This is a genomic window from Streptococcus sp. HMSC067A03 (assembly GCF_001814295.1).
Taxonomy (GTDB): Bacteria; Bacillota; Bacilli; order Lactobacillales; family Streptococcaceae; genus Streptococcus; species Streptococcus constellatus.
On sequence record NZ_KV815642.1, the window covers coordinates 157734 to 184379 of the forward strand.

Annotated in this window: 24 protein-coding genes and 1 pseudogene; 8 read left to right on the forward strand and 17 right to left on the reverse strand. The window is 33.1% G+C overall.

Annotated elements, in window-relative coordinates:
• Positions 1-180 precede the first annotated feature (180 nt).
• Positions 181-285 (reverse strand): hypothetical protein, encoded by a 105-nt coding sequence (locus HMPREF2963_RS09470; RefSeq protein WP_148132046.1) that lies wholly within the window; start codon positions 283-285, stop codon positions 181-183.
• Between the two features lie 241 nt (positions 286-526).
• Here HMPREF2963_RS09470 and HMPREF2963_RS09475 point away from each other — a divergent pair.
• Positions 527-1274: pseudogene (locus HMPREF2963_RS09475) on the forward strand (DUF2326 domain-containing protein); the annotation flags it as partial.
• Positions 1264-1458 carry a helix-turn-helix domain-containing protein gene (locus HMPREF2963_RS01385; RefSeq protein ID WP_037597378.1) on the forward strand — a complete coding sequence of 65 codons (195 nt, stop codon included), beginning with the start codon at positions 1264-1266 and terminating at the stop codon, positions 1456-1458. The pseudogene HMPREF2963_RS09475 and the gene HMPREF2963_RS01385, both read left to right, overlap by 11 nt.
• 109 nt (positions 1459-1567) lie before the next feature.
• On the opposite strand, the gene HMPREF2963_RS01390 is transcribed toward HMPREF2963_RS01385, so the two are convergent.
• The 12 genes from HMPREF2963_RS01390 to shp3 all read right to left on the reverse strand — a co-directional run bounded on the left by HMPREF2963_RS01390 (position 1568) and on the right by shp3 (position 14436).
• Complete coding sequence (locus HMPREF2963_RS01390) at positions 1568-2776, reverse strand: MFS transporter (RefSeq protein ID WP_070668144.1); 1209 nt, start codon at positions 2774-2776, stop codon at positions 1568-1570.
• Positions 2777-3155: 379 nt separating this feature from the next.
• Positions 3156-3785, reverse strand: a complete 630-nt coding sequence (locus tag HMPREF2963_RS01395) for an acetyltransferase (protein WP_083312516.1) — start codon at positions 3783-3785, stop codon at positions 3156-3158.
• Between the two features lie 35 nt (positions 3786-3820).
• Positions 3821-5020: an ATP-grasp domain-containing protein gene (locus tag HMPREF2963_RS01400; protein WP_037597381.1), complete on the reverse strand. Its 1200-nt coding sequence runs from the start codon at positions 5018-5020 to the stop codon at positions 3821-3823.
• A gap of 25 nt (positions 5021-5045) precedes the next feature.
• Positions 5046-5981: a hypothetical protein gene (locus tag HMPREF2963_RS01405; RefSeq protein WP_232216473.1), complete on the reverse strand. Its 936-nt coding sequence runs from the start codon at positions 5979-5981 to the stop codon at positions 5046-5048.
• A 4-nt stretch (positions 5982-5985) separates the two neighbouring features.
• On the reverse strand, positions 5986-7209 hold the full coding sequence (locus HMPREF2963_RS01410; protein WP_037597383.1) for an ATP phosphoribosyltransferase regulatory subunit: 1224 nt from the start codon (positions 7207-7209) through the stop codon (positions 5986-5988).
• Position 7210: 1 nt separating this feature from the next.
• A complete protein-coding gene (locus HMPREF2963_RS01415) occupies positions 7211-8521 on the reverse strand; it encodes an AMP-binding protein (RefSeq protein ID WP_070668147.1) in 1311 nt (436 codons plus the stop codon).
• A gap of 7 nt (positions 8522-8528) precedes the next feature.
• Positions 8529-9635, reverse strand: a complete 1107-nt coding sequence (locus HMPREF2963_RS01420) for an acyltransferase (RefSeq protein ID WP_070668150.1) — start codon at positions 9633-9635, stop codon at positions 8529-8531.
• A gap of 28 nt (positions 9636-9663) precedes the next feature.
• Positions 9664-11556, reverse strand: a complete 1893-nt coding sequence (locus HMPREF2963_RS01425) for a hypothetical protein (protein WP_070668153.1) — start codon at positions 11554-11556, stop codon at positions 9664-9666.
• A 22-nt stretch (positions 11557-11578) separates the two neighbouring features.
• Positions 11579-12361: a sugar phosphate isomerase/epimerase family protein gene (locus tag HMPREF2963_RS01430; protein WP_037597391.1), complete on the reverse strand. Its 783-nt coding sequence runs from the start codon at positions 12359-12361 to the stop codon at positions 11579-11581.
• A gap of 9 nt (positions 12362-12370) precedes the next feature.
• Positions 12371-12979: a PIG-L deacetylase family protein gene (locus HMPREF2963_RS01435; protein ID WP_261786453.1), complete on the reverse strand. Its 609-nt coding sequence runs from the start codon at positions 12977-12979 to the stop codon at positions 12371-12373.
• Position 12980: 1 nt separating this feature from the next.
• On the reverse strand, positions 12981-14297 hold the full coding sequence (locus tag HMPREF2963_RS01440) for a nucleotide sugar dehydrogenase (RefSeq protein ID WP_232007997.1): 1317 nt from the start codon (positions 14295-14297) through the stop codon (positions 12981-12983).
• A gap of 67 nt (positions 14298-14364) precedes the next feature.
• On the reverse strand, positions 14365-14436 hold the full coding sequence (shp3, locus tag HMPREF2963_RS09190; protein WP_142917870.1) for a peptide pheromone SHP3: 72 nt from the start codon (positions 14434-14436) through the stop codon (positions 14365-14367).
• A 78-nt stretch (positions 14437-14514) separates the two neighbouring features.
• Between shp3 and HMPREF2963_RS01445 the strand changes: the two genes are divergently transcribed.
• Positions 14515-15366 carry a helix-turn-helix domain-containing protein gene (locus tag HMPREF2963_RS01445; protein ID WP_070668159.1) on the forward strand — a complete coding sequence of 284 codons (852 nt, stop codon included), beginning with the start codon at positions 14515-14517 and terminating at the stop codon, positions 15364-15366.
• Between the two features lie 340 nt (positions 15367-15706).
• Here HMPREF2963_RS01445 and HMPREF2963_RS01450 read toward each other — a convergent pair whose 3' ends face one another.
• From HMPREF2963_RS01450 to HMPREF2963_RS01460, 3 genes are all read right to left on the reverse strand, one after another.
• The gene (locus tag HMPREF2963_RS01450; RefSeq protein WP_070668218.1) at positions 15707-16498 is read right to left on the reverse strand and encodes a DUF2785 domain-containing protein; all 792 of its coding nucleotides are present in this window, start codon (positions 16496-16498) and stop codon (positions 15707-15709) included.
• A gap of 57 nt (positions 16499-16555) precedes the next feature.
• Positions 16556-19249: a cation-translocating P-type ATPase gene (locus tag HMPREF2963_RS01455; RefSeq protein ID WP_070668162.1), complete on the reverse strand. Its 2694-nt coding sequence runs from the start codon at positions 19247-19249 to the stop codon at positions 16556-16558.
• 368 nt (positions 19250-19617) lie between these two features.
• Positions 19618-20004: a YwiB family protein gene (locus HMPREF2963_RS01460; RefSeq protein WP_003025360.1), complete on the reverse strand. Its 387-nt coding sequence runs from the start codon at positions 20002-20004 to the stop codon at positions 19618-19620.
• Between the two features lie 123 nt (positions 20005-20127).
• On the opposite strand from HMPREF2963_RS01460, the gene HMPREF2963_RS01465 reads away from it, so the two are divergent.
• The 5 genes from HMPREF2963_RS01465 (at position 20128) to HMPREF2963_RS01485 (ending at position 25290) form a co-directional block, all read left to right on the forward strand.
• Positions 20128-21447: an HD domain-containing protein gene (locus HMPREF2963_RS01465; RefSeq protein WP_070668165.1), complete on the forward strand. Its 1320-nt coding sequence runs from the start codon at positions 20128-20130 to the stop codon at positions 21445-21447.
• A complete protein-coding gene (gene yidA / locus HMPREF2963_RS01470) occupies positions 21437-22246 on the forward strand; it encodes a sugar-phosphatase (protein WP_006267278.1) in 810 nt (269 codons plus the stop codon). Before HMPREF2963_RS01465 ends, yidA begins: the two co-directional genes overlap by 11 nt.
• Positions 22246-23460, forward strand: a complete 1215-nt coding sequence (locus HMPREF2963_RS01475) for an aminoacyltransferase (RefSeq protein ID WP_070668168.1) — start codon at positions 22246-22248, stop codon at positions 23458-23460. Before yidA ends, HMPREF2963_RS01475 begins: the two co-directional genes overlap by 1 nt.
• Positions 23461-23472: 12 nt before the next feature.
• Positions 23473-24711 (forward strand): aminoacyltransferase, encoded by a 1239-nt coding sequence (locus tag HMPREF2963_RS01480; protein WP_070668171.1) that lies wholly within the window; start codon positions 23473-23475, stop codon positions 24709-24711.
• Between the two features lie 63 nt (positions 24712-24774).
• Positions 24775-25290, forward strand: a complete 516-nt coding sequence (locus tag HMPREF2963_RS01485) for an ABC transporter ATP-binding protein (RefSeq protein WP_261786454.1) — start codon at positions 24775-24777, stop codon at positions 25288-25290.
• 209 nt (positions 25291-25499) lie between these two features.
• Here HMPREF2963_RS01485 and HMPREF2963_RS01495 read toward each other — a convergent pair whose 3' ends face one another.
• The gene (locus tag HMPREF2963_RS01495; RefSeq protein ID WP_070668177.1) at positions 25500-26642 is read right to left on the reverse strand and encodes an ABC transporter permease subunit; all 1143 of its coding nucleotides are present in this window, start codon (positions 26640-26642) and stop codon (positions 25500-25502) included.
• Positions 26643-26646 lie beyond the last annotated feature (4 nt).

Here is a 26646-nt window from a genome sequence, read left to right on the forward strand (position 1 = left end):
TATATCACAAGTCAGTATTTTTTTCTAACTTCTGACAGAATCCCATAATAGTTATTGTATAAAATTTCTAATTCGTTATCAAGAAATTTCGTTCTTTGTTACATGATTGTTAGATAGGTTGCCATCTGAAGAGGAATATTAAGTAGACAGATACAGAAAAATGATTTATATAGTAGTGAACTATTTTACTAGCTCTTGTTCAAGAACTTCTAAAACACCTGATTCTTGATTACCTGGTGCTTGATATTTTGCTACTCTCTTTACTATTTCAGATTCGTTTTTCATCGCATAGCCTGCTCTACATAAGCTAGCTTTTCTAGGTCATTTCCACCGTCTCCAAAAGCCATTATCTCTTGTGGAGCTGATCTTTTGGAAAAAACGAAGCCAGTTGGGCATATTGATTGTCTGAGATGACAACTACTTTAATATCTTTATCTTGCAACATTCGATAAACTTTCTCGAAGTGCTCCACATCGTAGGTATTGTCAAAGCACAGGAATGTATCATCCGCATCAAAAAGTTATAGAAAGTTGAAGCTTATCACAAAAAATTACAAATATCTTGGATCCTAAATTCCTAACCGAACGTGAATCCCTAGTGGTTGATATAGAGGAATTGGAAAGTCAATTAACAACCCTAAACCGAGAACTTCAGGAACTAGAAAGTATCTCAACCCTCTCAAGTGAATTCTTAGAAAACTACTCTAAGTTAACAGCTACTATCAATGCACTGAAAGAGCAAAACGAGGTCTATCTGAAAGAGTCATCTTTATCAAAATAAAAGTCAGAGGCAGACTCTGACTTGAAACGCAGTACGGAAGATATCCTTCTAGATTTAGAAGGAAAAATCAATAGTAAGATGCGTGAGTTCAATAATATTCTGTATCCAGATATTCGCAAAACTCCCCAAATTAACTTTAAAGCTCATAACAACTACTCCTTCTATACACCTGATGACGACGGGACAGGAACTAAGTTCAAAGGGATGATTCTATTCGACTTATCAATGCTTTACCTCACCAAACTGCCAGCGTTAACGCATGATTCATTACTCCTTAGTAATATCAACTACCAAGCAACTGAAACTCTTTTGAAGCTATATGACCAATATAAATCATTAAATAAGCAAGTCTTTTTATCCTTCGATGAAACTAGCTCGTATTCTCCAGAAGCTAATCGCTCTCATCAGAAAATACTGTACTAAGACTCTCTAGCAACGAAAATGAACTCTACGGTATTTCATGGAACAAAGGAGAAAACTCAGATGAAGTTTAGTTACAATAAATTATGGAAACTTCTAATTGATAAAGGATGGATAAAATCAAAGCTTCGACAAGAAGCGGGAATCAGCTCTTCCACCATCGCAAAACTAGATGTAACAACAGATGTACTTTTAAAGATATGTATAGCACTTAATTGTAGAATTGAGGCCATTATAGTTGTAGATACAAATGAATAGTTGTCAAAAAGCACTTCGTCGATAATCTGTTCTATACAAATTATCGACGAAGTGCTTTTAATTTCTTTTAGGGACATATAATTTACATAATAGTACTTAGTAAAAACTATCAACTCATATTATACTTCTTAAATAGAGTTCCAAAAACTAGTGATAACACAGTGATAGATCCTCCAATAATAAAAAGATTAAAGGTATTGTTAGGATTTAATACTACTGAGAAAAATCCAGTCCCAGCTGGCATAAAAAGTATTGCTACCGTAAAGATGATTCCAAAGACTCTACCAAGAAACGCATTATCTACGTCCCTTTGGACAATAGAGAAAAATTGAATATTAAAAATGGTAATAAATAGACTAAACAGTGCTGGAGACAAGGCTAGAACTATGACATGGTGGAATAAAAAATAGAGCGGAGTAGCTAACATTAGCATCAAACCTGAACAGGCCAATAGGAGCATTAAACGTTTACTTGACAAAGATTTATTGACAAAACCACTTAATATCGCTCCAATAAATCCACCAATCGCTTCTGCTGTTAAAAATGTCCCATAAAGCCCATCTGATATTTCTCCAAACATTTGATTACTATAGGGTAACAATAAATTATACGCGGCTACAAAAAAATTAACCAAGGCAGAGAGAATGATAATAATAAACATTGGCTTATGGCCGTAAATATACTTGAACCCTATTTTTAAGTCGTTAAAGACTCCACTTATTGTCATTTTCCCCTTTGTGACCACTTCTTCATTAACAGGTACAATAAAGAAAATCAGTGACGCAGCAATTAGAAATGAGCATCCATCTAATAATAATACACCATGTATGCCCAGTATATTATATAAGAAAATTGCTACCATAGGAACCGTTACTTTGATTATAGTACTCGTTGTCTCTAACAATGAATTAAGCTGGGAGATACTATCTTTTTTTACAATTTCTTTCGTGAAAGCTTTATAGGATGGTCCAGAAAAAGCACTCATAAAAGCCAAGGTAACGTTTACTATGACAATCGCATAAACCAACCATTGTTCTTGGGTTATTAACGAAAGAACTATACAAGCGATACCACATAAGACATTTGTTCCAATGATAATTTTTTTCCGCTTGAGGCTATCAGCAATAACCCCACCAAACAAATTAAATAGGACACCTATTACGCTTTCTAATGATTGGTAGATTGCAACCAACGATAGTGAAGCTGGATTTAGTCCAGCGAGAAATGTATTATTCGCAAAATCGAACATGATATCTCCGATTCGAGATATGCCTCTACTTATAATAAGGTAAGCCACGTTTTTTTCATCTATTTTCAAGAATAACTCCTTAACTATGAATATTTTCTTTTATCATTAATCATCAATTTTTTCTAAAAATTTTTTTACAATATCCTCCTCATGGCTTACCCATAAATATAATTGAACCTTAATATGTTATTACAAAGTATTGAATGTAAACAGCACCCATAAAATCAAATAAAATAATCATAGAAATTCACAAGTTAAAAGCATTTCAATTGTTGGGTGAGCTATCCAAAGATACTTATGGCATTATCGAAATGCTTATTTTAGGGGTTCTTACATTAATCATTAGTACGGATGAAACCTAGGAGCTAGCACTAATATCTACATAATTCCTTATGAGATTACTGACATGCGATAAAACTTAAGTTATATGGCAATGAAGAGTTTTTCTTCAATCAGATCTATATTTTATTATTTTCCCTGGTGTTCCTACTACAACAGCATTTTCTGGTACATTATGTATTATGGTAGCACCTGCACCAATTATAGCACCAAAGCCAATGCTTACCGCATCCCTAATTGTCGCACCCGCACCTATGAAGACGTTATCATCAATTTTAACATTCCCAGATAGTATAACACCTGGCGAAATATTTACATTATTACCAATTTTACAATTACATGAAACAATACTTCCTGAATTTATAATATTGTTATCACCGATTTCTACAAGTGCTTGAATAGTCACATTGGTACCAATAAAATTTCCTTTTCCTAAAAAAGAATGTTTTAAAATTTTCGCGGAATTACAGATAACATTCGTATATTCCACCTTATTTTCATATGAGCAAAATATTTCTTCTCGCTTAAAATTATCACCAAATGCAACAATTGCTTTTGGCTTCTTTTCAAGTGTCAAGAGTAAACCTTCAAACCATTTTAGACCTCCTAAGACAGTTTTATCTAAGACTTTGCAACCAATAAAGCGACCTTCATCAAAAATATCTACCAATCCTTCAACTTCACCTTCATAAATTGACAATACCGCCAATCCTTGATCACCTGAACCTAATATAAACATATCCTTTACCCACAACTTTTAAAACAAACTTATAATTATTTTACTTTATATATTGTATTTTCATCTTGCCACTTAATAATATGTGAAATTTTACTCTTCAGATCTTCTTCATTCTTTCCACTAATTAAATATGCTATAAGAGCAGAGGCGCTAAAATCACCTCCACTATATTTTCTCCCAATAGAGGTCTCATCAAAATTAACTTTCTCAACCCATGAGTCCTTATATAAACTAACAGATAATAATTCTCCTTCTTTAGGAGGAATTGTTATCCAAGCTGTTCTTTTGTCAGATTTTATTATATTTAAATAATCAATTCCTATCTGACTTTTTACAAATGTTTCCTGTAAATTTATGTTGGTTATTAATTTGAAGGAGTCATTTATTAACCCTCCACCTACTCTAGAAGCAATTTCGCAAAAAGTAATCTGCTCACCATCCACAAAAAATTCTGCATGAAATGGGATTGTATGACTAGGAGTTGGAATTTTAGTCAATACTTTTAATGTCGCATCATATAATTTTTTCGAAAGTGGATTACTATCATCAATTATATATGATCCTAGTGGTGTATTAGTTTTAAATGATAAACAATCATTGAAATATTTCGAAACGGAATATAACAATATTTCACTATCTTTGAATAATCCGTCTACATGATACATCTCACCATCTGTGAAAGTTTCAACCATTATATTTGGACTTAGAGGAGTACTAATGAAATCTTTTAATTCAGATTTATTTTGTATAATTGTTACACCTATTGATCCCGCACCCTGTCTAGGTTTCACTACAAATGGATATCTTAGGTTATCAGTAAACTCGATTAAATCTATACAATCATTAATTTCAGCATATTTTGGTAAAGATACTACTTTTTCTAAATATTTTTTCATTATATATTTATCTCTAAAACCAATAGCGCTCTCGATATTCTGTCCAGATAGTCCCAGTAACTCTCTTATCTTTGCTGCTAGGACTATATCAAATTCATGAGTTGCAACTATATAATTAAATGGTTTTTTTGCATGTGACTCAATAAGATCAAATAGATAATTTTGATTTTCCAAAAGATCATCATAGAAGTAACATTTAAACTTTGAACTACTGTAGTAAGATTTAAATCTAGATTTAGTGAAAAACTCAATTTCATATTTTTTATCTTCTAATTCTTCAATAGATTTATAATCACAAACTCTAGGTGAAAATTGATTGATAATTGCTACTTTTACCATAAAATACCTCCAGATATTTTAAAAATTATTTAGAAATCAGTAAAACTCTTATTTTCTCGTAGCCCATATATATAAAGACTAGTGCTACTACAATTGCTCTAAAACTGGCAAGATATGTCCATAATGCTAGTATTCCAAATCTACTTAGTAGAGGCCAAAGGAGACAGGCTATTAGTGCCCCAAGCCAGCCATACTTAAAATTAATATTCAATGCATGTGCATTCGGTTGTATTGTTGATGTAGATATCATAATAACTAAAAATAATAAAGTTATACCCATATGAACTGATAATTCAAATTGAGATAGCACTAAAATTAATAACATATAGACTGCAAAAAATATTCCAGATAATCCGAATGCTTCAAAATCTCTATTTTTATCTATTTCAATAGCTCTAACCCATCCTTGCATATCAACAAATGGACTAAAAAGTAATAATAAACCAGCATAAATGGACCAATAAATTGAATTAAAATCATTGTATACATGTAGAGTAACATCACTATCAGCTAAGTAACCAATAAAAATAAGTGTAATAATAGCTCCTATACTAATCAACCATTGTATAACATTACTATACAATACAGTTTTATAGCCATTCTTGAGGACGCTTATTATAAATATCCCTCCTGATAGTAAAGCAACTAGAGTTGATAATCTTGAAGAGAGACCAATAATAGTTCCCATCTGATACATTGCTTGTAAATTAATAATAATTGAAAAACATTGGACAATAGCCATAAAGTACACTAACCAGCGAACATTTATCATTATTTCCTTTAATCTTGATAATTTTTTAAAAAATAGGCCAAAAATCGGAATAGCTAACGAATTAAAAAATGCCCACACTGCAAAAGGAATCACCCCTTTTTCATGAATCAATGTATAAGTTACTAAGAAAGAAACTCCCCAAGACCAACCAGCAGCTGAACTTATGCCGTAATATAATTTCCTTATCACTTAATTACCCTCCATTTAATGTTATTATTCTTCTTGAACGTGTTTGTAATTCTTCAATCATAATTTCACTCCTATTTTTCTCTCTTTCACCAATAGCTATAAAAAAATCATATTTCTGATTGTATGCCCTCCTCTTCGCTTTTGCTAGAGACAATGAACTAACCTCTTCTTTAATAAAAAACTTTTTCAACTTTTCCTTTCGAATGAGAGTTAGAATATTATAAAAATCGCCAATTTTAAAATTTTTTCCACCAACATATTTCACAAAAACTTTTTTAGGATTTTTTGAAATTTGAATTCTATCTAAAAGAGCTTCTATACAAACCGCTAAACCACCACTTAGTATGCCCTTTTTAGTTACTTCAAATATTAAATTAGAGTAAGTTCCAGCATCTAAAAATGGTCTCTCATTTTTATCTACACATTTATAGTAAATACCTTCAAAAACTTCAGAGCCTCTAAAATCAAACAAATTAATTTGAATAGTAAGACGATGTCGTATGAACTCTATATATTTCTGCATTTGACAAAGTTCATCAATTAATTCAAATAATTGATTTACTTTACAATAGTTTAACAAATCATATATTGTAAAATTTCCCTTATGAAATTTTAATAAAAATTTTACATACCTTGGATTGATATTTAATGAATTTATCATTCCTAACATGTCTTTACTCTTTCTTAACTCATATAATACCTCTTTATAATTATTATATTTTGATAAAATTATTTTCCAAATATTGAAATTAGTTAATATAACAATACTTTCTAACTCAAGTGAATCAAGAATCTCAATAATTAAATTGATATAATTAAACTGTAACTCATCGATTGAAGAAGCATTAAAAATCTCATAGCAAAATTGTGAAAATTCCCGTAGTTTTTTATTTTTTCGATATATTGTTGCATTAGAACAAACTTTATAGCTACTATAACCCTGCTTATTGTTATAGAAATATCTCAGTATAGACATAGAACCATCCGAGCTTAGTCCTATACTTCTATCTTTTTCATCTTTAATTTGATAATACCTTCCTATAGATGCATGAGTGTATTCATTTAAATGACTATAAACAGCAGATGAAACTTTGATCAATTCAAAACCATTTATAGATGCTATATCCCTCAAATTATTTTCTACGTCACAATATTTTTTAAATTGAATTTCATCAAGATCAAAGAAACCTTTCGGATAATTTAACCTGATATTTCCCTTTTTGACCATACTATTTTCTCTTCAATTTCCCACTAGAAGTTGTTTCTATAGATTCAACAAATTTTATTGAATGAGGTAAATAATATTTACCTAAGTTTGTTAAAATCAGTTCTTTTATTCTATTACTATCTTTCACTTCAGAAATAACTTCTAATATATAATTTTCTCCGTAAATAATGTCACTAATTTTTTCAACTTTACAAAGTTGAATATCCGGCAATTGAAGAATAATTTGTTCAATTTCAATAGGGTTAATTTTTATCCCTCCCTTATTAATTGACATACTATCTCGACCTGTTACAAATAGAAGACCTTCCCTATTTTTGTATCCTCTATCTCCTGTATATATCCATTCATCAGTATGTTTATTCGGATAATATCCGTTCATAAAGCGATTTGTCTTTATCCAGATTTCACCTTTCCCATCATCATCCATATTCTTTATTTCAACTTCAACCCCCGGTAAAGATGTACCAACAGAGTTAATATTTTTTAAATCACGTCCATATTGTAGACAACAAACTGCGGTTGTCTCTACCATTCCATATGCATTTGCTATATTTGCGTTTTTCAACTTATTTAATAAAAAGATTGCACTATCTTTATTTATAACCTCTCCACCTACAATAATACATCTTAATTTTTCGCACTCTTCAAGAGTATTTGTATATAAATTAACAAGTTTATTCATCATAGTAGGTACCATAACAGTTATTGTTACATCGTTTAATTGAAGTTCCTTGAAAAAATTTTTATAAGTAATTCTATCTTTAAAAATTACTCTTCCCCCCGTAAAAATAACTATCATGGCAACCCAGAGAGATTGAATAAAGGCAATGTGCGAAGGGAGATATAATATATCATCACTGGAAATTTCTAACTGTGAGATCATTAGATTAATTAATTCTGTAAAAGATATCTTATTAATCACAACCGATTTAGGAGCTCCTGTGGTACCTGATGTAAAAAATACTAAAGGAGTATCCGAAATCCCTATTTCAAGATTATTATAAATATTATTGAATTCACAAAATTGATAAACTTTTTTCTCACTTTTACACTGAAAGTTATTATCTGATAATACTGCTTCAGCATCGGATATATTCAAAAGTGTTTCAATTTGAGAATTAGTTTGAATCGGATTAATTGGAATAACAACCTTACCTTGTAGCATGAGATTTAAAATCATATTTAAGTACTCAGCTTTATTTTCCCCTATGACTGCTATTCTCTTCTCTTTTATCTTCGATAAATCAATTAAATAATATTCAGTATGAATACAACTTTCAAACACATTATTAATCATTTTCGATAATTCCATATCTCATCTAAATTTCAATCTTATTAATTATTAAATAATCATAATTCAATAAAAATGGACTATAATTTTTATAATTTAAGATTACTCCCTTTCTTCTAAATTTATCTCTTAAAAATTCTGAAGCCTTAGTTGTTTTGCCTGAAATTATTTTCGATTTCAAATCAATATAGGTACTATAATTTTTATGATATTTATTATCCCCTTGGTAAAAAATGATAATATCTCTTTGATCAATAGAATCAGTAGATTCAATTTCTTCTAAATTATATTGAAAAATAATATTTTCATTAAATTTCTCAAAACAAAAGCTATTATTTTTTATCTCTGGTTCTATTCCCAATCCCTCACTTAAAATATCAACAATTATATTTTTTCGCTCTTTCACAGAAACTTCTTTACTACTTGGACCTATATACTTTGCCGGAACTCCTCCTATTAATGAGTTGGGTGCAAAACTCTTGGTTACGATAGCATTTGCTGCTACAGTAGTACCTTGACCAACTATGACACCTGGTAGAACAATAGCCCTTGTTAAAATGGATACATTTTTTTCAATAATAACTTTATTTTGTTCAGCATAATATCCATCAATTGCCGATTGACCATGTCCCGCACCATGCGTAAAAATCATTGCCTCGATTCCTAGACCACCATATCCCCTTAGTTCCACAGAATCACTTACATTTATTTGCGCTCGAGGTCCTATGAATTGATAATCACCAATTTTAATATTTGCACTTTTTTGATTCCATCCACCTTCTCCAATTCTTACTGACTCATTACACCAAAATTCTCTTCCGATATTTATATTATTTGCCCTAAATATACAATCTTTACTAATTTTTCCTCTTGTTCCCAAACTGAATGTTTCCTTAGAGTAAATCATAGTTTTTGGAAAAAATAAGCAATTATTTCCAATTGTAATCCTATCTGCTTCTATTACTACGAATCTACCGATGACTGTATCCTTCTGAATTAAACATCCTTTATTAAAAATGAGCTTTGCTCCATAGCAAATCACAACATTCTCTTCAATTTTTGCACCTAATTTTTTTAATTTCTGAATATATATCCGTGAATATAGTCTATCTAAGATTGAAATTTTTGATCCCATATCTAATCACCAACAATTCTTTACTAACTTACAAATTTATAGGAATACTCCTATGTAGTAACTCACCGTTGATCATTATATATACTTTTAAATAATATACTTGCAGCGGTGTCTTTTGGAGATTATATTTAAAAGTAGTCTCTCCCTGCAAACTATCTTGATTATTAGCCACTACTCTCTCAATTGAATATCTATCAGCTTCTAATATTTCACAATCTACTGCTGCAATTTCTCCCTTCTTAATTAGGTTTTGATAGTCGAACAACACCTTTATTTCTAATTTTTCTATATTAATTTCCATTGTTAAATTTATATCTCTAAAGACATTCCTAGGCAAATCAATTGAAGTACCACATCTTGAGCATTTATATACAAACCTACTTACATTTTCTGGAAGCACTGTGAATTTCTGTAACAGAATAGAATTATTACAATTTGGACAAGAGTTTTCTCGGAACTCTTCATAATCTATTTCTGAAAGTTCATGATAATACTCTGAAAATAGATAATTTCCTGTTCTAGTCTTCATACTCAAATCTGAAATTATTCTATCCTGTAAATCTCTTAATTGAGTTTCTAGAACATCCATTTCATGATTTAATTGACATAAATTATATCTATGTATATTTGAAATATTAATTTTTCGCACAAGCGATTGTAGCTGATTTTCTACATTTATTTGTATATTCTGAATTCGTTTATCTTTTACGCCATAAATATCTATTTGTTTTTGCTTATGAAAAATTTCCAAATATTTTTTTAAACGATTTTTTAAAATAAGAAGATTATCTGTGAAATCTTTGATTTCATACAATATCTTCTCTGAACTACTATTTAGAGTTGTAAGCCTAAATTCAGGAGCACCTAAAATGCAAAATGAACCAGTATCATATTTTAAGTCTTTTGACATTTTATTTAAAATATTAACTGATTCTCCCACACTATATCCAGCTTTTATTAATTCTATAAAGAATATATTTTCAATACTACTACCATCTTTAATAATATTGCTCCCAATTACTACAGCTGGATAGCTAACACGAAAACCTTCAGAAATCCAATATTCCTTTCGATATAGACTTTTTTTAAAGTGAATACCACTACAAGAATTTAAAAAGGCTATTTTACATTTTATCTCTTTATTATCTACTATATCCTTTTTTCCCTCATAGTATTCTGGATTTCTAGCCCAATGAGGAATATCACACCCACTTCGCGCCTCCATCACATTATTGTCATTATTTGTACAACATATATATCCATTATAAATAAAGAGTTTATCTTCTCGACTGTGTCCATGGAATGAAAAAATATCCATCTCATCAGTATAAGGGAAGTTGCCTTTCGACGAATCAAAAAAATTAAAATAGTTTTTGTTTTTCATCTTTTCATCGTGTGCAATCAATAAAGAATTATCTTTAAAGGTATTTTCTAAAGATACTGTTTTAAATATCTGATAAGTTAAATCATATATGTCGTCATACAAAAGAAAGCCGACTGAAGTATAAATATTATTAATATTGACTTTGTTTGTACATTTATAAAAACTACTGTCATCAATATTATCAATGTTACAGACAATAGTCACATAATCATATTTCTTTTCAAACTCAGTATCCAAAAAATCACTAATATTTTTATATGAAGTAAAATTATAATTTCTATTGCTAGCGTATAATTCTACAGACTTCTGACACATGAGGTTACTTCCAATATAAATAACGACTGACTCGCTATCTATAGTTTTTCCTTTGTATGTTATTGATAATCTATCCTTTGTATAAAATTCAAATTCTACATCATAAAAACTTGAAATTTCCAACAAATCAATTTCTTGATTTTTTACAAGTAACGTCAATTCATTCGCACTTGATGCTTTTACATAGTCTTCAAAGTTTGTTGTAAGCCAGCATTTTTTCATATTTTAACTTTCTTCCTTAAATTCATAATAGTCCCTCTACATGAGAAATTGTTCGAATAATATCAATTTCACTCTCTACTAAATCAACTTCAATGACATATCTAGGAGTCTTGTATTTTTCCTTTATATATGAAAAAATTTTATATACACTTTTATCAGGTTTCTGAAATGAAATTCCATATTTATTATTTTCTAAATCCCTAAACGAAACATGAGAAAATAATAACCTCTTCCCCATTGCATCTACCATATCTGTTAAAGATATATTTGCTTTCCAAGCAGACTTAAAATCTAGAACAAATCCCCAATTATCACTTTCCAGTTGTTCTTTTAAGAGAATAATCTGCTCAGGACAATAGAAAAGTGTATAGTCTTTATTTTCAATCGCTATATCAATATTATACTTTTCAGCTTCAGCTATTAAAAACTTTATTCTATCAATACTGTTGTCCCAATCACAATTTTGTAAAGGGCCGTGCATAATCAAATATTTTGAATTTAATAATACGCATATCTCTAAAAATCGGTAGAATATGTCTTTGGCTTCTGTATATTTTTTTATATTTACAGAGAATAGATTTGGAACCTCATATCCCTCCATAAAAGGATGTATAGAATTTACATTTACTCCCTTTTGGCTGCAATATTCTTTTACTTTTTTTATTTCAGAAGCGGTCAATTCCAATCTAGATTGGAAAAAAATTTCATAATCATATACTTCATTGTTAGTAAATTTTTCAAAGGTTGCTAGATTATCTAACCCTAGAGAACTAGTACTCCCAGTGGATAATATTATTTGTTTCATACTTCCGCATTAACACTTCCTATTTATATGTCTAATCAGTATAAATCCCTCTGCATAATCTACTCCTATATGTTTACCAAATAAGACAGATTGAACTTTAGGGCCGTCGATTGGGTATGACTTTTTATTCACTTGACTTTTATGGAATTCGATAGCCCTCAACTTTTTCTCAATATTTATTTCTACAAAAATATTTGGAACAAACTGCAAAGCATTGCTAACATATATATTGGGAGGAGAAAACGATAGAAAAGTAAACGAATGACGCCTACTAGAGGACTGTACAGATTTAAATATGATTCGATGATCTTTATGAGCATCATTTTCCCAATGTGTAAACACATAAGATGGATTAAATTCCTCAATTTCGTTGTCAATAATTGAAACTAATTTGCTTGAACTAAACTGAGAAACTTGAGATTTTTCACTAATTATTTTTAATTCTATTCCTAGAAATTCTGCAGACTTTTCTGCTTCTAAAATCCTCGTTTTATCTTCTGGAACCGATAAGACTAGCAGTTTGACATAAAAACCACTATTAACCATATTAATTATATGTCCACCCATAGAAATTTCCGCATCATCTGGATGGGCTGTAATTATTAATGCTTTTTTCACCTTATCTCCTACTTTCATTATATTGGAAGTTCCCAATTTCAAAATAATGAATATTTGGTAATCTAGATAGATTCTTATTCACTCCAAAATTATCAAAAATAATTATTTCTTTATCTAAATCAAAAAGGAATCTTTCTAATTCTCCATCATAACTTTTATGTGAGGTAGCAATTATCAATATGTCAAATTCTTGTAATGACTCACTATTTAAACTGAAAGATTGAACAGTCGTTATTTCTTGAATTTCTTCACTAGAGTAATATGGATCATTTATTTTTACCTCCATTCCATTTCTTAACAAAGAATGGATTAAACTAATAGCTGGGGAGTTCTTCCAAATTTTAGTCTCCGGAGCATAACTTAAACCTAATACTCCTACTTTTTGACAGTTATAGCTTTTGACTAAATCAGTAATAAAGTCAGACTGTTTTAAATCAGAGTTAACTGACTCCCTTAGCATAGACAACTCCTTGCTATCATCGACTGCATCTAAAATATATTTAGGAGCTAACGGAAGACAGTACCCTCCAATTCCAATTGACGGATGATAATAAGGAATATTCCACTTAGTTGAAGCAGCATTGAAAATTTCTGCAATATTATATTTTGGAAATGCTCTCATCATTTCATTAGCAAATACAACATTAATATAACGTATAGAATTTTCAACCGCCTTCACTAAACAAGCGTGATAGGCATCCGTTACCTCAATCACAACATCAGAAAGCATTTCATATAATTTCAAAACCTCCATACGATAATTTGATCCCAATGTACCAATAACTCGAGGAAGTGTTTTTAAATTTAATCCAGTCTCTAAAAACCAGTCTCGTCTAGGAGCCAGTGCTAGATACTGCAAATCATTCAACTTTGGTCTTACAATTGTATCAATCCAATTTGGAGAAATTGTACTTTCAATAATAACTAGTTGTTCAGATACTGTTGTTATATTATCTAATACAGTAGTTAATGGTTTACTAATAGGTACTCCATTTCTTTCAGTATTAATACAGATAATTTGTATCTCATTAGAATATGTATCAGCGTGTTCTACAACTTCTGGTAAAATGGACTTCTTAAATATTAATTCACTAAATATTTCTTCATCTAAGTCAATTTTAAATGGTAAATTTCCTTCAAGTAGATTCTGTATCAATCTATGATTAGTATCAAAAATTTTGACACGGAAACCTACTAATGCAAAGTGGTAAGCTGTGGATAGACCTATATATCCTGCTCCCCAAATTGTAATATTTGCCTTCTTATCTTGAATTCTACTTAGCAAATTATTTTTCATAATATGTTCAACTTTCTTCATTATTTTATTCATAATTAATGGTATAAGTCTTTAGAGTATCCAAAACTTAGGTATACACCTAAGCATTTTATCTACCAACAATAATGATAATATCCATTGCCAAAATCAAAATCGGCAAAAGTTTTGAAATTTTCTTCATACTTTGACTTCCTTTCTATTTTTATTTATTGTACAATAAATAAAATAAAATCATTTTTTTTTGGGAAAACGGGAAATTATGAAATCAAAACTTGGTATGACACTTAGAAAGGTCCGTAAAGGTAAACAAGTCAGTTTATCTTCTGTAGCGGATGAGCATCTCTCTAAATCACAAATTTCTCGTTTTGAACGTGGTGAATCGGAAATATCTTGTGCTCGACTTATCAATATTTTAGACAAACTGCATATCTCTTTCGATGAGTTTCTTATCTTACATGATCAGGACTACACCAAAACTGAGTTATTTGCCAACTTGGTACAGTACATTCGTAAGCAATATTCATCACAAGATATCAATAATATAGTATGTCTACTTTCCGACTCCTCAAATTACACTTTAAATTCTTTTGAAAAAACAATGGTAAAATCCATTTTATACACAATGGATTCAACTATTTTTCCATCAGATGAAGAATTACTTCAATTGACAGATTATCTCTTCAAAGTTGAAAAATGGGGCTACTATGAAATCATTTTATTAGGTAACTGCGTACGAACAATTAACTACAAGTCCTACTTCCTATTAACAAAGGAAATGTTAAACAATTACCTCTACTCATCATTGAATAAAACCAATAAACGGATTGTCACTCAGCTAGCTATAAATTGTTTCATTCTTAGCATAGATAAGGAAGAATTTTCGAATTGTTCCTATTTAATTAGTGAGATAAAATCATTATTAGATAACGAATTGAACTTCTACGAACAAACCGTCTTTCTCTATGCTACTGGTTACTTTGAATTTAAGCGTCAATCAAGTAGCGGAATTAAAAAAATGAAACAAGCCATACAAGTGCTTGATATTTTGGGAGAAGATAAATTAAAATTGCACTATACTAATCACTTTAATAAGCTGACTAACAAAGAATAAACGAGATTCTTTATAATTTAACGATATACAAATCAAGGGTGTTCTCATAAAAACTTAGCCCTCTCAGCACACATCTACCTGAAACAAAAAACACTTAAAAAGCCTTGGAAGATGCAGTTCCCAAGGCTTTTTCTGTATTCTATCGTATCATTTTCCTTATTCCAATTTCAAATATCACTAATTTGACTATCTTTTATCCCTCCTCTTTATCTCTATTTTATACTAAAAAACTTAAAAATTCCTATGATTTTTGACGACAATCGTTCCTATCTCTTTTTTTAAAATACAAGAAGAAGCACTTTAACGAAGAAATTGTAGCTATACTTATCTCTTTTGAAATCTAGTACGAAAATAAGTGAATGGTTTCTCTCAGCTCGTCTGCAAGAACTTTTTCTTTATTTAATTGAAGATAAATTTCTAATAAGCACAAACGAACATTGGAAAACTGTATGAAGTCTATTGAGTTTTCTAACGGAAAGCTAAGCGAAGTTAACCAAACCGCAACTCTGGTTTGTGAGAGCCTCTCATTTAAAACAGCTTGATAGATTACTCGTGCCAAACGCCAATCTTCATCACTAATAAAGCGCCAATCCACTCTTTTAAAAATCTTTTCTAATACTTGAAGAACCTCATTTACTCGTGTTATAGGAAAATCTGGATGACAGATAATCTCAACTAAAAGATCTGCACCATGAGCAAAGGCATGCACCCAACCATATTCTTCAGAATAACCAGTACTATCATTTTCATACAATAAATAAGACAGACCTTGTTCAAATAGAGCCATTCTTTGATGACTAGAAAGTCTTTTAAAATAAAGTGAATTTTTCTTAGCATCTGCATTTAGCAAATTAGCGAATAATAAAGCCGTAAAAGATCGAATCAGAGTAGCCTGACCAACTTCTTCCTTTTTATACAAAAGTCCCTGTCGTTTAAGAGCTTCAACCACTACAAAATCAAACTGGTCCTTTGTAAATAACTGTTCTTGTATGGCTCTGGCTAGAGAAACAAAGATTAAGTCATCTCGTATTTTATAATTTGGATGACCAATATGATCTAACATCCAAAGGATTTCTTCTTGTTGATAAATCGGCATATCCTGTGCTAATTTTTCTTTTAGTATTTTTTCCATATCTTCCTTTTCAATTAGATTATTAGAAAAAGTCATCTTTGGATGACTTTTTCTTTCTTAAATAGCATTCTGATCAAAGCCAAGTTTGCGTTGGATAAATTTGACAATTTCTACAATGATAATCATTGAAAAACTGCCAATAAGGACTGCTGTCCATTGTGAAAGATCCAATTTTGTCACATGAAAAATTCCTTCTAGTGGCTCAATCAAAATAGTAGAAGCCAACAAGATAAAGGAGACCAAGATAGACCAATTAAAGGTTTTAGACTTGAATGGTCCGACTGTCAGAAGTGATTGATAAACAGATTTCACATTAAAAGCATGGAAGAGTTGAATTAATCCAAGCGTTGCAAAAGACATAGTTAATGCGTCTGCATGAATGGCTCTCATATCCCCAACATGAACAGGATTCATCAAGGCATAGGCATAAACACCAAGTACCAAAGCACCTTGCAAGAATCCTTGATAAATAATCGAGCTCATGACACCACCTGAGAAGAAGCTAGACTTGCGACCACGCGGTTTATGCGTCATCACACCTGGCTCAGCTGGCTCAACCCCTAGTGCAATAGCTGGGAAAGTATCTGTCACAAGGTTAATCCAGAGAAGATGAACCGGCTGCAGCACATCCCAGCCAAAAAGAGTTGCTAGGAAAATAGTCAAAACTTCTGCCGTATTGGCCGAAAGCAAATATTGAATCGTCTTTTGAATGTTAGAGAAGACTTTACGGCCTTCTTCAACAGCCACGATAATCGTTGCAAAGTTATCATCAGCCAAAATCATATCAGAAGCACCTTTCGAAACTTCTGTACCTGTAATCCCCATTCCAATACCGATATCGGCTGTCTTCAGGGCTGGTGCATCATTGACACCATCACCGGTCATAGCAACAACTTTCCCCTGATGTTGCCATGCTTTGACAATCCGTACTTTATGCTCAGGTGATACGCGCGCATAGACAGAATAATGACCAACAACTTTTTCAAACTCTTCATCTGACAATTCATTAAGCTCAGCACCAGTCATGACATGGTCTTTACTATCATCATTGATAATTCCAAGGCGTTTAGCAATAGCTTCCGCTGTGTCTTGGTGATCACCCGTAATCATAATCGGACGGATACCCGCTTCTTTAGCCACTCGAACAGCTTCAGCAGCTTCTGGTCGTTCAGGGTCAATCATTCCAATCATACCTGTGAATATTAAATCATTTTCAAGATTTTCAGACGTTAAGTTTTCTGGAATTTCATCAATAATTTTGTAGGCACCAGCTAAAACACGCAAGGCCTGATGAGCCATACCTGAATTATTTTCCTTAATTAACTGAGTCATTGCTTCATCAATCGGCGCAATATCGCCTGCCTTGTCACGAGCCACACAGCGCTTTAAGAGTTGATCTGGCGCACCTTTTACAGCAACCAAGAATTTACCATCTGGCAAAGGATGAATGGTTGACATAAGCTTACGATCAGAATCAAATGGCAATTCTGCGACACGAGGATATTTCTCTAAGAAAGCTTTAACATCATACCCTTTATCAAGTGCATACTGAACAAAAGCTGTTTCTGTTGGGTCACCAATGAGTTTCCCGTCTTGGTCAATTTTAGTATCATTAGCAAGTACAACGGAACGTAGCAACGGTAAGTCGAGTCCAAAGTCAATATCTTGTTTTGCTTCATGCAAACTGCCGTCATAAAAGACTTTTTCAACCGTCATCTTGTTCATGGTCAAGGTCCCCGTCTTATCAGAAGCAATAATTTCAGTCGAGCCAAGCGTCTCAACTGCAGGAAGCTTTCTAACAATGGAATTTCTCTTCGCCAAAACTTGTGTGCCAAGTGCCAAGACAATGGTCACAATAGCAGGAAGTCCTTCTGGAATCGCTGCTACAGCAAGTGCGACTGATGTCATCAATTCGCCCAGTGGATCTTTTCCTTGAACGAATACACCAACCACAAAAGTGATAGCTGCAATAATTAAAATCGCATAGGTGAGCACTTTTGACAGACCATTTAGATTTTGCTTGAGTGGAGTATCTGTTTCATCAGCGTTTTGAAGCATACCAGCAATATGACCGACTTCTGTAAACATACCTGTATTGACAACGACACCCATTCCACGTCCATATGTAACGTTTGAATTTTGGAAAGCCATATTGATGCGGTCACCCAGTCCTGCATCAGCAGCTACATCAACAGTCAGATGTTTTTCAACAGGAACAGATTCACCAGTCAGAGCTGCTTCTTCGATTTTCAACGTGTTCGCTTCCAAAAGACGCATATCAGCAGGTACCACATCACCAGCTTCCAGTATAACGATGTCTCCTGGAACTAATTCCTTAGAATCCACTTCTGTCACATGCCCGTCACGCAGCGCGCGCGCAGCTGGGCTAGACATAGATTTGAGTGCTTCAATTGCTTCTTCTGCCTTGCCTTCTTGGTAAACTCCAAAAATGGCATTAATAATGACCACAGCTAGGATAATAATCGCATCTGCAATATCTTCACCACCTGAAGTCACAACTGAAAGAATAGCAGCAATCAGCAAAATGAGAATCATCAAATCCTTGAATTGCTCAACGAATTTCATCAGAAGGGATTTTTTCTCTCCCTCATCCAGTTCATTGCGTCCGTATTCATCTAAACGCTTAGCGGCTTCATTGCTTGATAAACCTTGCTCAGAAGTTTCTAAATTTTTTAAAACTTCCTCCGAACCTTGCGTATAAAACGCTTGGCGTTTTTGTTCTTTTGACAAAATATTTCCTCCTTTGATCCCTTTTTGACAAACAAAAAGAGACCTGTTTATTGCAACAAGTCTCGCTGTTTCATACAAGGCCGGAAATTGCTTTCGTATTGACGACCTTGTAACGGATATCCCGCTAGCTACTCCCTTGAGTGTTTTTATTATATCAAATTCTTCAATTTTTTCAAGCAAAAAAAGTTCAATTTCTATCTATTTTACCGAATAGATAACAAGACACAATAAATAAAATAATCGCTATGACAATTGTTCCTGTTAGGTCAAAGAACATATTAAGCCTTGTCAGAAAAAAATCAAATAAATCTACTGAGAATGAAAATAGCCGTCATCACTAAACTAGGAAGGTTTCTTTTCATATCTTTCTATCTCCACGAAATTTCCATTTGATAATCCGCAAAAGTTCGACCGCCATCAGGTGTTCTCAATTGATAATGCAGTTCAAGTGTCTGCTTTTTCAAATCAACCTGGTAATGACTTGTTTTTGTGATAAATTGCTGTATGCCGACCGGTGTGGGAATTCCAATCAAGGCTTCTCCTCCTTTGATAAAACGCATCAAAGATTTAGGAGTAGAGAAACGTGTCATGACTAGTTCTTCATCCTGAAACTTCAAAACAACATTTTCATTCTCTTCATTTTCAAAACGCAAGTAATGATAAGCTCCCTTTTTCTGCCATTCTCCGTCATAAGTTTGATCAATTTGTTCTACTTGTTCATCAAACTGTATCTGATTTTTGATTCTAATCTTCACACTATAAGCTCCTCATCTACTGCTTTTCTTTTCTATTTTATCAGAAAATCTCAAAGATTTCTTCCTTTCTTTCCTTTAATTTTTTCAGTGTGGTCTTCTTCTGTTTTATGGTATAATAGAGCCATGATTGAAAAAGTATTTCGTGATCCCGTGCACAATTACATTCATGTAGATCACCAAGTCATCTATGATTTAATAAACACTAAAGAATTTCAACGACTGCGCCGCATTAAACAGCTGGGAACTTCTGGCTATACTTTTCATGGAGGCGAACACAGCCGTTTTTCACATTGTCTTGGAGCCTACGAAATTTCCAGACGCATCACAAAGATTTTTAACGAAAAATATCCAGAAGTTTGGAATCGTCATGAAAGTCTCTTAGTCATGGCAACAGCCCTCTTGCACGATGTAGGTCACGGCGCTTATTCACATACTTTCGAGCGTTTATTTGATACCGACCATGAAGAAATTACACGCCAGATTATCACGAGCCCTGAAACAGAGATTAACCAAGTGCTGATTCAAGTTTCACCTGATTTTCCAGAAAAAGTAGCCAGTGTTATCAACCATACTTATCCTAATAAACAAGTTGTTCAGTTGATTTCCAGTCAAATCGATGTGGATCGTATGGATTATCTCTTGCGAGATTCCTACTATACAGGTGCTTCTTATGGACAATTTGACTTAACACGGATTTTGCGCGTTATTTGTCCAGTAGAAAATGGCATTGCTTTCAAACGCAGCGGTATGCATGCTGTGGAAGATTATGTCGTCAGTCGTTATCAAATGTATATGCAGGTCTATTTCCATCCAGCTAGCCGTGCGATGGAAGTACTCTTACAGAATTTGCTCAAGCGAGCAAAATTTCTCTATGAAAAGCAGAAAGACTATTTTGTGCTCTCTTCTCCCAACCTTATTCCTTTCTTTGAAAAAAGAGTAACTTTGAAAGATTATCTTGCTTTGGATGATGGTGTGATGAACACCTATTTCCAAGTTTGGATGACGAGTCCTGATACGATTTTATCTGATTTAGCACAGCGTTTCATCAACCGTAAGGTCTTTAAATCCATTATTTTCTCTGAAAAAAATGAAAAATATCTGAATATCATGCGGAATTTAGTTGCAGAAGTCGGCTTTAACCCTGACTACTACACTGCCATTCATCGTAATTTTGACTTGCCGTATGATTTCTATCGACCACATGTAGAAAATCCGCGAACGCAGATTGAAATTGTGCAAAAAGATGGCAATCTTGCTGAATTATCCACTTTGTCGCCCATTGTTGAATCGTTAGCAGGCACAAGACATGGAGACAATCGTTTCTATTTCCCAAAAGAGATGCTGAAAGATGCTGGACTTTTTAGCGAAAATAGCAAAACTTTCTTGTCGTATATCAAAAATGACCAATTTATCTATGGAGAATCACACAAACATGAGTATTAAATTAGTTGCCGTTGACATTGACGGAACCTTATTGAACAATAAAAGAGAAGTCACACCTGAGGTTTTCAGTGCTGTACAAGATGCGAAAGCTGCTGGAGTAAAGATCGTCATTGCAACCGGACGCCCTATTCCAGGAGTGAGAAATTTACTCGAAGAATTACACCTAAATGAGCCAGGCGACTATGTCATTACCTTCAATGGCGGGCTGGTGCAAGATACAGTAACAGGGGAGGAATATATCAAAGAACCCCTGTCTTATGAGGATTATCTGGACATCGAATGCCTCAGCCGCAAGCTAGGAGTTCATATGCACGCTATCACCAAGGACGGCATTTATACTGCTAACCGTAACATTGGAAAATATACTGTTTACGAAGCTGGGTTAGTTAATATGCCAGTCTACTACCGCACTCCAGAGGAAATGATAGATAAAGAAATCGTTAAAATCATGTATATTGACGAACCAGAAATTTTGGATCAAGCAATCACGAAACTTCCTAAAGAATTGTACGATAAATACACACTCGTAAAATCTGCACCTTTTTACTTAGAAATTGTCAAAAAAACAGTCAACAAAGGAGCTGCAGTCGTGCATCTGGCAGAAAAATTAGGATTGACAAAAGAAGAAACTATGGCGATTGGTGACGAAGAAAATGATCGTTCTATGCTAGAAGTCGTGGGAAATCCTGTTGTAATGGAAAATGGAACTGATGAACTGAAAAAAATCGCCAAATACATTACCAAATCAAATGACGAATCAGGCGTTGCATATGCTATTAGAGAGTGGGTTTTAAACTAATGTACACTTATAAAATCGGAATCTCTGCTCAAGAACACGATGATTTTGTTAAGCAAAGCTCTCAAACCAACTTACTTCAAAGTGCTTCTTGGGCAAAGGTTAAAGATAACTGGGACAATGAACGAATTGGTTTTTACAAAAATAATCAATTAGTAGCCTCGGCCAGCATTCTCATCAAGCCACTGCCACTCAGTATGACCATGCTGTATATTCCGCGTGGCCCTATTATGGACTATCAAGATCAGGAATTGCTACACTTTGTTCTGACTTCTTTGAAAAAATTTGCTAAAACTAAAAAAGCTCTGTTTATCAAGTTTGACCCTAGTCTTTTCTTAGTTCAAAATCAAAGTGGGGAAGAACGACAGGACAATCCAAAAACTCTTGATTTGATTAACAACTTGCAAAAAGCAGGTGCTATCTGGCTTGGACGTACTGAATTATTGGATGAAACCATTCAGCCACGCTTTCAAGCAAATATTTACAAGGATAATTTCAGCGAAGAACTTTTATCGAAAAGCACACGACAAGCTATTCGCACTGCTCGCAACAAAGGTATTCAAGTCCAATTTGGTGGTTCAGAGCTTTTGGACGATTTCTCTGCTTTGATGAAAAAAACAGAAAATCGAAAAAGTATCCATCTGCGTGGTCAAGATTATTATCAAAAACTGCTGGATACCTACCCTGAGCAGTCCTATATCACACTTGCAAGTATTAATTTAAACGAGCGTCTAGAAAATCTCCAAGTACAAAAATCCAAGGCTGAAAAAGAAGCTAGCAAATTTACTGAAAAAACCAAGCCCGGTAAAATTGAAAACAACAAGCAGGAACAAAAACGGCTGCAAGAAGAAATGGATTTCTTAGCAGAAAAAATGACTCAAGGAGTCACAACAGTGCCTCTATCTGGAACTTTGGTTCTCGAATATGGAACTACCTCTGAAAATATCTATGCTGGAATGGACGAAGAATACCGCCGCTACCAGCCAGCTCTCCTCACTTGGTATGAAACCGCAAAACACGCCTTTGAACGTGGCGCCGATTGGCAAAATATGGGGGGAGTTGAAAACGATCTAGACGGCGGGCTTTATCATTTCAAATCCAAGTTCAATCCAACTATTGAGGAATACGCTGGTGAATTTAATCTCCCAACTAATCCTCTCTATCATCTCTCGAACCTTGCTTATACTTTGAGAAAGAAATACCGCAGCAAACACTAAGAAAGGAATCGCATGACACTCAAACAACTTCGTCAGGAAGAATATGTAAAACACAGCGCTTCTTGCGCTCAACGTTCTTTTATGCAGACGGTAGAAATGGAGAAGCTCTTATCAAAACGTGGCTTTACTTGTCAATATGTAGGATACACAAATGAGCATGACGAAGTGACTGTTTCAGCTGTGCTCTACAGTATGCCCATGACAGGTGGACTTCACATGGAAATAAATTGTGGCCCTGTTTCAACAAATCCTCAAGACCTACAGCATTTCTACCGTGAACTCAAGACCTACGCCAAAGAAAATGGTGCTTTAGAGCTAATTGTCAAACCTTATGAAACTTATCAAACATTTGACAGCAATGGTCAACCTACTTCGCCCGAAAAAACAGAATTGATAAAAGATTTGACAGACTTAGGTTATGAATTTGATGGTTTACAGACTGGCTATCCCGGTGGGGAACCTGACTGGCACTATGTCAAAGATCTGGCAGGTCTTACCGAAAAAGACCTCATCAAATCCTTCAGCAAAAATGGTAAATCGACTGTAAAAAAAGCCAATACTTTCGGCATTCAATTAAAAAAATTGAAGCGAGATGAATTAAATATTTTCAAGGAAATCACTTCTGCTACTTCCGAGCGGCGTGAATATAGTGATAAACCTTTAGATTACTACCAAGATTTCTACGATGCTTTTGGCAATCAAGCGGACTTTATGATTGCAACGCTTAATTTTCAAGATTATTTGCAACATCTGCAAAATGATCAAAAAAAGCTAGAACAAAAGATCAAAAAATTAGAAGCGGATTTAGAAAAAAATCCTCAGTCAGAGAAGAAGCACAATCAACTGCGTGAATTCTCTAGCCAATTTGAAAGTTTTGAAACACGCAAAGCCGAAGCGCAAGAATTGATAGATAAATATGGAACAGAAGACCAAGTTCTTGCAGGCAGCCTCTTTATCTATACACCACAGGAAGCGACTTACCTCTTTAGTGGTTCCTATCCTGAATTTAACAAATTCTACGCCCCAGCACTTCTCCAAGAATATGTCATGAAAGAAGCTCTCAAGCGAAACATTCCTTTTTACAATTTTCTTGGCATTACAGGAATTTTCGACGGGTCTGACGGCGTTCTCCGTTTCAAACAAAACTTCAATGGTTACATTGTTCGTAAAATGGGCACTTTCCACTATTATCCACAGCCATTAAAATTTAAAATTCTCAGTTTGGTTAAAAAACTGCTACGGCGCGCTTAAAAACTCTCAAACGGCTTTTTGAGAGTTTTTAAATATTCGTATTTTAGATAGGACTTATCAAATATGCTGAAACGATTTATTTCAAAAAAACTACTAGCGATTTACTTTCTGTTTATCGTGCTGACATGGATTGATTCAGTTTTAAACCCAACGCTCGTTCGGATGATTATTGATAATTTTCAAACGAAAAATTTAAGAATTCTCTGGCAAATCTTGATGTTGGGAATTCTTGGAAATATGCTGATTGTCTTAGGTTTGGCAGGCAAACGCTATTTCTATGCAAAAGTCATTGCAGATTTCAATGCAAATATAAAAGGAAAGATGTTTGCTACTTTTTTGTATGAAAATCAACTGGCAAATGAAGATATTCTTTCTGACTTGGAAAATGATGTGAAACAGATAGAAGAAAATTATGTAGGATCCACTTTGATTATCATTGGTTCTCTTGGTTTCACCTGCATCTCTATCGTTTATCCTTTATTGACAAACTTCTGGCTAGGAGCCATTTTCATCATTTTCTATGCCATTCCAGCTCTATGCAGTGGAATTGGCTCCAAAAAAACTAAATCGGCTATCTGAGACAAAATCAACAGTCAATCAAGACTACATCTCTCTGCTGTCTAGTTTTATAGCTAGTTCTAGAGTGATCAAAAACTATCATAGCCAGACTTTCTTTTACACTCTTTTTCAGCAAAAACTCTCTCAAAATATTGAGCAGAATATGAGGAAATATATTCTTCCACTTAGAAATAATAAACCTGAAAAATAGTTTCATTATCTTCGTCACCTCACAGATTAATCCGTATTTTTTGTTTTTTGATAATGATAGCATTAAACAGTATAGTTAGAAATATCATCAAAGATAATATCAGGAAAAAATTTAAATAAAAATTTGAAAAAAGAAATGTTTCTGAATCCGATAATTTAAGTAACATTGACTCAGTATTAATATTTGATATAGGACAAAAAGTTAATAGCTTATTTACAATTCCACCTTTGAATATCTGCAACAATAACTGTGGTAAAAAGAATACGCCCAGTGATAATGATAGAGTTGTAAATGTACTTTTAGTGAAATAAGAGATAAAGGACGTTGTCGAACTTACGAGTAGTAAAGCAATAAAATGATATACTAGAACAACTAGATACAATTGAATAAAATTCAATGAGAGAGGTAAGCTATACAAATTCCAATAAAAATTCATTTGAATACTCGTATCCCAACCACTTAGGCCAAAATAGTAAGCAAAAAATGCAAATATAAGCCCATGAATTAAAATGAAGCTTGACAAAAAAATTAAAAACGTTGCTCCTACCTTGGAGTAAGTTAATTTAGTCCTACCAAATTTAGTTGTCAATAATAGCGGAAGAATCCCATTCATTTTATCTCCTGAAAATACAGGAGATAAAATATAGATAAGTAATATTCCAATTAACATAAAAGTCGCACTCAACAGTTGAAAAAGCTGATTCCATGATGCAAAATTTCCTAATTTAATAGAATCCAAAGGTACCGTTAGGCCTAAGTCGTCAACTTTTTTTAACTTCACATTTTTAATGTCGAAACTTCCATTTTTTTTGTAATTCTCCAATTCACGGTCATAAGAAGAATTATTAAGTATAAATTCTTTTGAGACATACCATGAAAATATATCAAAAAAGCCTGATTTCGTATTTTTAGCATTATTCTCTACAGATTGCGTAATAATCGATTCAATTTTATCATCGGATAAAGAACCTGCATATTTATTTGCAATTTCTGTATTTAAAGCAATGGAATCTCTTCCTCGTATTTTATCGGTGGAATACCCACTAAGTTGACCGTTTAGAAAAATGCCATAGAGCAGACCAGCTAGGATAAGTACAGCTACCACTAACCCAGCATAACTACTTGTCTTTTTCAACAATTTCTTTATTTCAAACAATAACATTTTA